Origin of the sequence: Marinobacterium sp. MBR-111 (assembly GCF_040547585.1) — a bacterium.
Taxonomy (GTDB): domain Bacteria; phylum Pseudomonadota; class Gammaproteobacteria; order Pseudomonadales; family Balneatricaceae; genus Marinobacterium; species Marinobacterium iners.
The window spans coordinates 1-2,872 of the sequence record NZ_JBEPQA010000063.1; the positions used below are offsets into that span (position 1 = coordinate 1).

The 2,872-nt window shown below is 47.9% G+C and carries 4 protein-coding genes and 1 pseudogene; 1 reads left to right on the plus strand and 4 read right to left on the minus strand.

Features of this window, described 5'->3' with window-relative positions:
* Window positions 1–214 precede the first annotated feature (214 nt).
* The 3 genes from ABIE61_RS18570 to ABIE61_RS18580 form a co-directional block, all read right to left on the minus strand.
* Window positions 215–790 (minus strand): ankyrin repeat domain-containing protein, encoded by a 576-nt coding sequence (locus ABIE61_RS18570; protein ID WP_354412330.1) that lies wholly within the window; start codon window positions 788–790, stop codon window positions 215–217.
* On the minus strand, window positions 738–974 hold the full coding sequence (locus tag ABIE61_RS18575; protein WP_354412333.1) for an ankyrin repeat domain-containing protein: 237 nt from the start codon (window positions 972–974) through the stop codon (window positions 738–740). The genes ABIE61_RS18570 and ABIE61_RS18575 overlap by 53 nt, the downstream gene beginning before the upstream one ends.
* Window positions 975–1,141: 167 nt before the next feature.
* Window positions 1,142–1,918, minus strand: coding sequence for an HNH endonuclease (locus ABIE61_RS18580; RefSeq protein WP_354412335.1), 777 nt, complete (start codon window positions 1,916–1,918; stop codon window positions 1,142–1,144).
* Between the two features lie 539 nt (window positions 1,919–2,457).
* Between ABIE61_RS18580 and ABIE61_RS18585 the strand changes: the two genes are divergently transcribed.
* The gene (locus tag ABIE61_RS18585) at window positions 2,458–2,637 is read left to right on the plus strand and encodes a hypothetical protein (RefSeq protein ID WP_354412338.1); all 180 of its coding nucleotides are present in this window, start codon (window positions 2,458–2,460) and stop codon (window positions 2,635–2,637) included.
* A 73-nt stretch (window positions 2,638–2,710) separates the two neighbouring features.
* Here ABIE61_RS18585 and ABIE61_RS18590 read toward each other — a convergent pair.
* A pseudogene (locus ABIE61_RS18590) lies at window positions 2,711–2,872 on the minus strand (IS5/IS1182 family transposase); the annotation flags it as partial.

Sequence of the window (2,872 nt, forward strand, 5' to 3'; positions counted from 1 at the left end):
GTCGGCAAATGTAAGTTGCTGATCCATCGGTGCGTCCTCAATCGTGTGCAGCGGGCATTATCCCATGCGGCGGACTTATTCGCAGCTTCCCTAGCCTTTTATAGATTTTCAGAGAGTTCTAATAAACGTACACTGACGATTAATTCCTGCACCATGATGTGGAGCCTAAGGCGCAAGCTAATGGGCATCGCCGCGCCTGTATTTGTTAGCTTAGTTATGTTTTCAAAATATTCCTGATGATTTCACACTGGCAGTCCCCCTCAAGAGCCCACTCGTACGGAGTTTGACCTTCTTTATCGTCTTTTACTCCAATATCGGCACCATTATTAATTAGCAACTCAACAGCATCTTTTTCACATTTATATGCAGCCATATGCAATGCGGTTGATCCCCATGCTCCTTTATTATTAACATCGACCCCCTGATCAATCAAATATTTCATGATATGCATATGTTTAATTGCTGAATGCAAAATCCCCGGTGAACTAATATCTGCTCCACAATCTATCAGCATCTTCACCAGCTCAAGATCACCAGTGCCAGCCGCCCAAAGCAAAGAAGTCCCGCTTTCCGGGTTGCTCGGATTAAGGCTAGGATCTGCTCCACGCCGCAACATCTCCTTAGCATATGCTAATTGATTTTTATAAATGGCCCGAAATAATGGTGTCTGACCATCGTCACTAACAACATTGATCTCGGCATTTTTATTGAGAAGGAAATCTATAACAGCTATTTTCTTACGATTCACTGCTATAGATAATGAACATTTCTCCATTAATGTTTCGCGCATCTATGTCAGCACCATAGTCAACAAGCAAATTCATTACCTCAACAAGAGGCCTATACGTACAACAAGTCAAAAAAGGAGTATCGCCGTCGCAATTTTTTGCCTCAATATCTATACCATTATTCAAAATAGATCTGACTCGATCTATATCGCCTTCAAAAATAGCATCATGGATGGCGTTTATCATACTTATGGCTCTCCTTTTCACAGTGATTATATAACGAGATCAGAGTAAAATTTCTGATGTGCATGACTGGTTGCTGTCGGTCAACTAATTATTGGGGCTGGTTTCGTGAGCGGCGGCGTTGGGTTGAATCCACAGCGCAAAGCAGAATAAACCCCACGTCCATCAGATCAGCCTCCCCCCACAAAAATCTGATCCCTATGCTGCTGCATCAATCCGGAATCAGGACTAAACCGCTCAGGCATCACAATCTTTTGCCCCTCGACCGCCTGGAAAAAGCGCTGCATGGCAGGCTCTGGCTGTTTGAGTTGTGCGGACAGCACAACCCGCCAATCCTCATCAAACGTCATCAATCCCTGATCAAAGGCCCGATCATATAGCGCAGATAGGCAAAGCCCATTGCTGGGGTTGAGTCGGTTGGTTTTGTCTTGACTCCAAGGGACGATATGGCTGGCGATCAGTAGGCGTGGTTCCGAGAGGCCGGTGACGCAGCAGCGGTGGTGATAACTCGACAGCACAGCGCGGCGGAAAAACGACTGCTTGATGCGTTGCTGCACGATTTGACTGCGGGTTTCGCCTGTAAAGTCGTCTATCAGTTCCTCACTGGCGGATTCAGTTTCCGTTGTATCGCCTGAGGTCTGTTCCAGTTCGGCTTTTATTCGGCTGCTTTCCACTACCAGTCCCTCCCAATCGGCATGAAATTCGTCCCAGATGGCTCGGTCCAGTTTTGAGGCACCTGTCAGACCTTTGCGGCCTGATGCGGTGATCGCCGGATCAAGACTGGCCAGGTTGCACAGTTTCATGGCGACCGAGTTCGCCGAGCGGCCCATCAGGTTGGCCAGAGCGATGATCTCCGGGTTGCTGCGGTGCAGACGTCCGTAAGGGAGTTGGCAGTAAAGATGAAAAGCCAGTTTTACCTGTTCTGGTGTCCAGTCTTTCCTTGGCATAGCAGGGCTCCATCCGAGTCTCAGAAAATCATGTTACCAGTATGTATCGTCGCTACGCACTAGGGCTTCCCAAAGCACCAGTTATGCACACCCACCAAACCATCCATTGCTGTGTATATCTTTTCAGTTTTCCCCACCGCCTTAGTCCAAGAAAAATTAATTCTGTGAAAAACATCCCCAGAACCCCTGAACAGTTCTGTGGAAAACCTCGGCACAACGGGTCCAAACATCGCCCTTAAGCCCTTGCAGTACGGGATCTGTAAAACTGATCAGGGGGTGATCGTTTTGATGCACAATATGGATGTCAACCCTGACGGAGTTTCTGACCGGAGGTTCGGAATGCTGTGGACAGTGATGTGTGTGCCTGTGGAGTATCCTGTTATCTGTTTTATCCACTGTGTGAATTTCGATCAGACGGTGTGGCGGGACAGGATTTACTTATATAGCTTTTGGCAATTGATATCCTAAAAACAATAAATTTCAACAAACAATCGTCAGCGGGTAATCTGGTTGCAACTGACACCCAAGGAGCCCTCGACATGACTGACGTTGCCCGCTACATCGTTTCATCCTTTGAACATTCATCACGCCCGGCTGCGGTTGCCGCCGTACCCGTGACCGAACAGGCATGCCCTGACTGCAATTACAGCAATAACTATTATGGTGATCAGGTGTGTCGGCCTAAGGAAGCTACGAATAAGTCCGATCCAAGGCTCTGAAATGTCGTTGTTACCGCCTCAGAGGCGGAAATTCAACACTTTTAACCCTTTTTAACCGGCTGCAACCACCTTTTCAGGCAGTGCAGGCAGATTGCCCCTGTGCTCTCAACATCTGGTCCACTCGCACAACATTGGCCAGCGCGAACAGCATGGCCAACTTGCAGTCGTTTTTCTTCAGGCCACGGTAGCGGGCTTTTACAAAACCAAACTGGCACTTGATGATCCGAAACGGATG